The sequence below is a fragment of the Stieleria sp. genome (assembly GCF_041595215.1).
Taxonomy (GTDB): Bacteria; Planctomycetota; Planctomycetia; order Pirellulales; family Pirellulaceae; genus Stieleria; species Stieleria magnilauensis.
On the sequence record NZ_JBFHKV010000395.1, the window covers coordinates 1 to 6,901 of the forward strand.

At 59.4% G+C, this 6,901-nt stretch carries 4 protein-coding genes and 1 pseudogene; 4 read left to right on the forward strand and 1 reads right to left on the reverse strand.

From position 1 onward, the window contains the following. The first annotated feature begins 309 nt into the window (after positions 1–309). The 4 genes from ABX749_RS16095 to ABX749_RS16110 all read left to right on the forward strand — a co-directional run bounded on the left by ABX749_RS16095 (position 310) and on the right by ABX749_RS16110 (position 6,578). A complete protein-coding gene (locus ABX749_RS16095; protein ID WP_372896874.1) occupies positions 310–1,143 on the forward strand; it encodes an efflux RND transporter periplasmic adaptor subunit in 834 nt (277 codons plus the stop codon). Between the two features lie 6 nt (positions 1,144–1,149). Then, positions 1,150–3,057, forward strand: coding sequence for an efflux RND transporter periplasmic adaptor subunit (locus tag ABX749_RS16100; protein WP_372896875.1), 1,908 nt, complete (start codon positions 1,150–1,152; stop codon positions 3,055–3,057). Positions 3,058–3,062: 5 nt separating this feature from the next. Next, positions 3,063–5,198 carry an HlyD family efflux transporter periplasmic adaptor subunit gene (locus tag ABX749_RS16105; protein WP_372896876.1) on the forward strand — a complete coding sequence of 712 codons (2,136 nt, stop codon included), beginning with the start codon at positions 3,063–3,065 and terminating at the stop codon, positions 5,196–5,198. Between the two features lie 198 nt (positions 5,199–5,396). Then, complete coding sequence (locus ABX749_RS16110) at positions 5,397–6,578, forward strand: HD domain-containing phosphohydrolase (protein ID WP_372896877.1); 1,182 nt, start codon at positions 5,397–5,399, stop codon at positions 6,576–6,578. Position 6,579: 1 nt separating this feature from the next. Here the strand turns inward: ABX749_RS16110 and ABX749_RS16115 are convergent. Then, a pseudogene (locus ABX749_RS16115) lies at positions 6,580–6,901 on the reverse strand (ferrous iron transporter B); the annotation flags it as partial.

Sequence of the window (6,901 nt, forward strand, 5' to 3'; positions counted from 1 at the left end):
AGCCTTCAGGCGCATCCCCACGCGCTGCGAAGCAGCAAGACGGGGCGGCTGAAGCCTGCACACCAGCAACCGTTGGTGTCCAGCCTTCAGGCGCATCCCCACGCGCTGCGAAGCAGCAAGATAGGCGGCTAAAGCCTGCACACCAGCCCATGTTGGTGTCCAGCCTTCTGCGACTTCCGGCCCTCGCCTCTCACGGGGGCGACTTTCTCGGTGCTGCCTGCTTATTGGTGACCTAAGCTTGCCCAGAGCAAGTGATTCTTGCCGCCCGCCTTTGTTTTCCCGGTCTCCATTTGTGCTTGCCGCGACGCCATGAAACTCTGCCACCACCCCTCTAAGCTGCGAATTCGCACCTTCCAATCCGTTTTGATCGCGATCATCGCACTGTCATGTCGGGATTCCCTCGCCACCGAGGTGCTGGGTTACACCGAGCCGATTCGGACGATCGAAGTCGCATCGGACGAAACGGGGACCGTCGCCGAAGTGTTGGTCCGGCAAGGCCAGACAGTCGAGCAAGGCCAGCCGTTGCTGCGGCTCAACAGCCAAGTCCACCTGGCCCAGTTGGAGGTCGCCAAACAGCAAATGAACGCCGAAGGACGGCTCGATGCGGCGCGGGCGGAAGTCGAATTGACCTCCCAACGGTTGGAAAAACTCCAATCGCTGCGTCAGTCGGGACACGCCCGCCAAGCCGAATTGCAACGCGCGGCGAAAGAATTCCAAGTTGCCCAAGCCAATCTTCGCAGCGTCGTCGAAGAAATGGAAACGCGTCGCTTGGAACACCAACGATTGCTCACGCAAATGAAGCGGCGCGAGATCCAGGCTCCCGTCAACGGAGTCGTCACTGAACTTCATAAAGAACCCGGTGAATTCGTCGCGCCCAATAAACCCGATGTCATCACGCTCGTCCAGCTGGACACGCTGCTGGCCAATTTTTCACTGCTCGGCCCCCAAGCCGAACAGCTGACCACCGGCCAAGAAATCGAACTTCAATTCACCGAATCGGGGCAATCCATCTCCGGCCGCGTCCACTACATCTCGCCGGTGACCGATGCCGAAAGCGGAACCGTTTTGGTCAAAATTGCGATCAGCAATCCGGACGGAACCCTCCGCAGCGGTGCCCGCTGCACGATCCAATTGAAGGATTGATTTCCCGTGTCGACCGAGATCCCCAACGCCGGATCAGGCCTCGCTTCACCCATCCTGGTGGGCGCCGTCACGCACGAATCGGTCCCGCGTGAGACGACGCCGACCCGCGTTCACGCGACGCCGCGCGACGTCGTTGATCCGACCGTCGATCCGCCGGTCGTGTCTCCGTTTCAATCGGCCAACACACTCCAGGAAGCCGATCAGATCCTGCTGGAACGCCTCGACGAACTCTCCACCATCCTTGCGGTGGTGCGTTGTCAGCCGAACGCAAACGACGAGTCCCAGCAACTCCATCACTTGCGGATCGATCCGGCCGAACAAAGGTCCCCATCGCAACGGACGCAATTGATTTCGGTCTGTCACCAATCTGCTCTCAGCGGTCAGGTTCATTCCCGCCGACAACTTGAGCCCGAACGAGTCATCCTGGCCGTGCCGATCGACACCGGGCGGCAACCGTCCGATGCCCTGGGCTTGATCGCAGCGTTGCCCGCGGACTTGCTCGGTTTCACCCAAGCGGTCCAAACACTGGCCAAACAGTTCGCCCTCTGGAACGTTCACCGTCGCCTGGACCAGCAGTCCGCCGTCGCGTCCCATGCCGCCGCCACGGTCGAACTGCTCACGCGTGCGTTGGATTCGAAAACTCGCAACGAAGCCTGTCAGGTGATCGTCACGGAACTGGCCGATCACTGGAACCTTTGCCGTGCGGCGATCGGAATCGCGACATCGGGGCGGGGCAGTTGCCGATTGGTCGCACTCAGCGATTCGACTCGAATCGATACGACGACCGCCCAGACACGGTCCATCGAAAACGCCATGGACGAAGCGTTGATGCAGGGGTCCATCTCGATCGTCGAACCGACAACAACCCAACTGGACGCGTCGCGCAGCGTCGGCGAATTGGCGCGTCAACATGCCGCCAGCGTCTTGGCCGTGCCGCTAGTCGATGAATCCAGAGACACGCGCGCCGTGTTTCTGGCGATCTTGGATTCCGAATCACCCGTCCAGCCGATGCGACAGTTCTTCGAGGCGGCCGGTCCGTCACTCGGGGCGGTGTTGCACGCACACGATCAGCGTCGTTCAACCGATTTACTTCGTCGCAGCGTCCGAGCGGTCCGATCACGCGGTGGCGTGGTTGCGTTGACGGTCATGATCGCATTGATCGCCGCAATGTTTATTCCGCTCCGTCACCGCGAAAGCTGTGACGTGCGTGTCGAACCCCGCTTCAAACGTTTCGTGGCCGCGCCCTTCGACGCGACACTTAAAGACTGTTTCGTCGCGCCCGGCGATCTTGTCCGACGTGGCGATCTGCTGGCGACGCTCGACGGCCGCGAATTGAGGTGGAAGCGAGAGTCGCTGCAGGCCGACCATGACCAGGCAATCAAGAAACGAGACGCCGCCCAGGCCTCACGCGCCTACGCGGATCAGCGGATCGCCCAGTTGGAAATCGACGGGCTTCGATCCGAACTTCAATTGCTGGATCTCCGATTAAGCGAACTCGAACTGCGCAGCCCCGTCGACGGGATGGTCGTCGCCGGTGATCTAAAACGCGTCAAGGGTGCCCCATTGACCACCGGTCAATCTCTGTTTGAAATCGCGCCACTGCAGGAAATGATCGTCGAGGCGGCGGTGAAAGACGATCAGATCGCGTACGTCCGCAAGGACCAAACCGCCCAGTTGCGACTGAACGCCTATCCCGATCGTAACTGGGACACGACGATCGGAATCGTCAATCCACGCAGTGAAATTCGTGACGAAGAAAACGTGTTCATCGCGGAATGCAAACTTTCCAACGACGAACAATTGTTGCGTCCGGGAATGAAGGGCACGCTGAAGATCGCTTGTGGTCGTCGTGCACTCGGCTGGATTCTGTTTCACCGCCCCATCGAAGCCCTCTCCCAATGGTTCTGGTGGTGAACGTCATGCAAGACAACCACCAGCATTTTGCCAGCGACCAAAGCACCACGTCCGTCGTCTTTCGACAAGATTTGCGTTTGACACCGTGTGACGATGCACGGCAACCGCACGTGATCGTCGAAGACCCCGTCGCGGGCTCGTTTTATCGGCTCGGCAGAATCGAATACGCGTTGGCCATTCGGCTGACCGCCTCGCGCACGATCGCGCAAGCCTATCGCGAAGTCTGCGAACAGTATCCCGACCATCAATTGTCCGAAGAGGATGCGGCGGACCTGTGTCGGTGGCTGATCGACAACGAACTGGCGCACACCGAGTCCTCCAAAACCTCCGCCCGACTTCACCGATCCACCGAAAAAGCGAAAACGAACCGAATCAAGCAGCACGCCAATCCGATCGCGATTCGCGTCCCACTGATTCATCCCGATCGCCTGATCGGGCAGATGATGAAGTACGTCGGCTGGATCTTCGGGCTTCCCGCGACCGTCGTCGGCGTGTTGCTGATCCTGCTGGGCGGCTGCCTGGCGATCCTGCACAGGAACGAGTTGACGCATTCCTCGGAATACTTGTTTTCGTCGTCGGCTCTGACTCTGTTGCTGGCCGTCACAATCGTCTTAAAAGTCTTCCACGAGTTTGCGCATGCGATCGTGTGTAAACGCTACGGGGGAGATGTCGGACAGATGGGCGTCCTGTTCATCTTGTTGGCGCCACTGGCTTACGTCGACGTCAGTTCGGTTTGGCGATTTCGTCGCCGCTGGCAACGCATTCACGTTGCGTCGGCCGGGATCTATGTGGAATTGCTCGTCGCCGCCCTCGCCATGCTGATTTGGCAATCGGCCGATTCGCCGCTGGTCAAACACGTTTGCATCAGCGTGATGTTGTCGGCCGGTGTGGCGACGTTGATCTTCAATGCCAATCCGCTGATGAAGTTCGATGGCTACTTTGTGCTGACCGATTGGGTGCGGGCACCGAATCTGTACACGGACAGCCAAAACTACTTGGCCCGTCAGGCCCGGCGGTGGTTCTTCGGCGGTGAGTTGAAAGAACCGAATTGGCAAGCCGGTTACCGGATCGCGGTTGCCGTCTACGCTTGGCTGGCACTGCTGTGGAAGTGTTTCGTTTGTTTCGGGCTGACGATTGCCGCGACGAAACTGTTTCATGGCTTGGGCACAGTGTTGGCCGTCGTCGCCTGCATCGTTTGGATCGGCGGCCCCACTTGGCGCGTGGTCAAGTTGTTCCGCCAGGCTCCCCGCAGCGGACGTCGCCGATTCACGTGCGTGGCGACCGGATCGGCGGCATTGCTGACGACGCTGTTGGCGGCAATCCCCTGGCCGGGCGCCGCCTCCGTCCCCGCGGTGGTCGAGTATTCACCGCACGAAGTGATTCGCGCCGAAGTGCCGGGTTTTGTGGACACGATCCATGTTGCCGCGGGGCAACGGGTGTCCGAGGGCCAAAAACTGTTGACGCTTCGCAACCCCGACCTCGTCCTGGAGGCAGGGAAGCTGGAAACAAAAATCCAGCAATCGACCCTCCGCACCCGCCAACAAACGCTGCAAGGTCGGCACGCCGCCGCACAGGCCGAGGCAACCGAACTGCAGGCTCTGACCAAACAACACCGGGACGCGAAGGAACAACTCGATTCGCTGATCGTCCGTGCCCCCCGCAGCGGTGTCGTGGTCCGTCGCCGGTTGAATGAATTGGAAGGGACCTACGTCGCCCAAGGCGATGAATTGCTGGTGATCGGCGACGAATCCCAAAAGGAGTTGCGTGTGCTGATCTCGCAGGATCGGTTCGACCAGTTTCGTGACCAGGTGGGCGCACCGGTGCGTTATCGCGCCCGCGGACTCGCGACGAACACCTCGTCCTTGGCCAAGATCATTCCCCGCGCCAGAACGGGTGTGGATTATCCGTCCCTGCTGGCCTGCAACGGGGGTCCTTTGCCGGTCAAAAAAGTTGCCAACGATGCGTCGCCATCCGGACCGGAATTCGAATTGCTGGTGCCGCATTTCGAGGCCATTGTGCCGCTCAGCACCTCGCAAGGCGTTGATTTGTATAGCGGACAGCGGGCACAAGTTTCGATCGGATCACTCGACGAAACCGTGGGATCGCACCTGTGGAAACGGCTGGCCGAGTGGATGGAGTAGGTACATGTTCGGACGCGTTCATCGGATCCTATCGAATCTAACGATAACGAGGGGCCCGTGTCGAAAATCCAATTTGTTCGCAGGGCCTGCCCTACCAACATCTCCTCTCACACCAACACATTGACTTACGGTTTGCTGCAGACTGGTTTTAGTTTGAGCACAGTACCTGCGAAGTTTTCTAGCCAACCCGAAGGGCGGATGAACGCGACGACTCCATCAACGTTAGCCGGTGCCGCGGCACCCATGACACGTGCTGCTTCGTTGAAGTCGAAGGAGGCCGATGCGACAAAGTCTGGTCGTGTCATGATCGCCGATGACGAACCGATCAACATCAAGTTGATTCAGAAGTATCTGCGCAGCTCGGGGTACCATGATTTTGTCACCACCAGCGAGTCTCGCGAGGTGGTCGATTTGGTGCGTTCGACCCGTCCGGACATTCTGGTGTTAGACGTGGTGATGCCGCACGTCACGGGCCTGGAAATCCTGGAGACGATTCGCAACACACCCGACCAGTCGCATTTGCCGGTTCTGATCGTGACGGCGTCGACGGACGAACAAACCAAGATCGATGCACTCGAATTGGGCGCCACCGACTTCTTGCACAAACCGGTCAAGCCCACCGAACTGCTGCCCCGGGTCCGCAACTCGTTGGTGCTGAAGGCGCACCACGACCAGATGGCCGCCTATTCCAAACGACTCGAAGCCGAAGTCGCCCAGCGGACCGCCGATCTGGCCCAATCGCGTGAAGAGGTCATCCACGTGCTGGCCTGTGCCGCGGAATACCGCGACCAGGAAACCGGCAACCACGTCATTCGGGTCGGCCGATTCGCAGGAATCATCGCCCGAGAACTGGGTTGCTCAGAATCCGATTCCGAGCTGATCGAACACGCCGCCATCCTTCATGATGCCGGCAAGATCGGGATCGCCGATTCGATTCTGTTGAAACCGGACAAGCTTTCCCAGGACGAGTTCGCGATGATGAAGCGTCACTGTGAGTTCGGAGAAAAAATTCTCAAAGCCCAACCGAGCGACGAAAGCGAACCGTTTCTTCTCCATTCCCGTCGTCCCGTGACGCGGTCGCCCGTGTTGCGGATGGCATCGGTGATCGCCAAAACACACCACGAACGCTGGGACGGAACGGGCTACCCGGAACAACTCGCCGGCGAGGAAATTCCGATCGTCGGTCGGATCACCGCCGTCGCCGATGTCTTCGATGCCCTCAGCAGTAAACGCTGTTACAAAGACGCCTTGCCGCTGGATCAATGCATCGAAATCATGCGCAAAGAACGCGGCAAACATTTTGACCCCAAGGTCTTGGACGCGTTCCTGTCACGACTGGACGAAGTGACACAGATCGTCGTCAGTTTGGCCGACCAGTGATCTAGGCGTATCCCGCCGCGGAGAGCGACTGAAAAACGATCAACGCCGCGACGTAGGCCAAGACGGTCATGTAGATGAATTGAAAGACCGCCCATCTCCAGCTTCCGGTCTCTCGCTTGGTCACCACCTGTGTCGGCAAACACTGCATCGCCAACACAAAGAACACCAACAAACTCAACCCGGTGGCCGTGGAAAACACCAACGTGCCATCGGGACGTCGTTGCCGCCGCAGCGTCTCGACCAACCCGGCCGGTTCCTCCGCGGCGTCTTCGCCCAAACCGTACACGATCGAAAGCGTTGACACCAAGACCTCACGCGCCGCG

Excerpts from the sequence above, each read along its gene's own strand:
- ABX749_RS16110 (WP_372896877.1), top strand. The coding sequence starts at position 5,397 with ATGAACGCGACGACTCCATCAACGTTAGCCGGTGCCGCGGCACCCATG.
- ABX749_RS16095 (WP_372896874.1), top strand. The coding sequence starts at position 310 with ATGAAACTCTGCCACCACCCCTCTAAGCTGCGAATTCGCACCTTCCAA.
- ABX749_RS16105 (WP_372896876.1), top strand. The coding sequence starts at position 3,063 with ATGCAAGACAACCACCAGCATTTTGCCAGCGACCAAAGCACCACGTCC.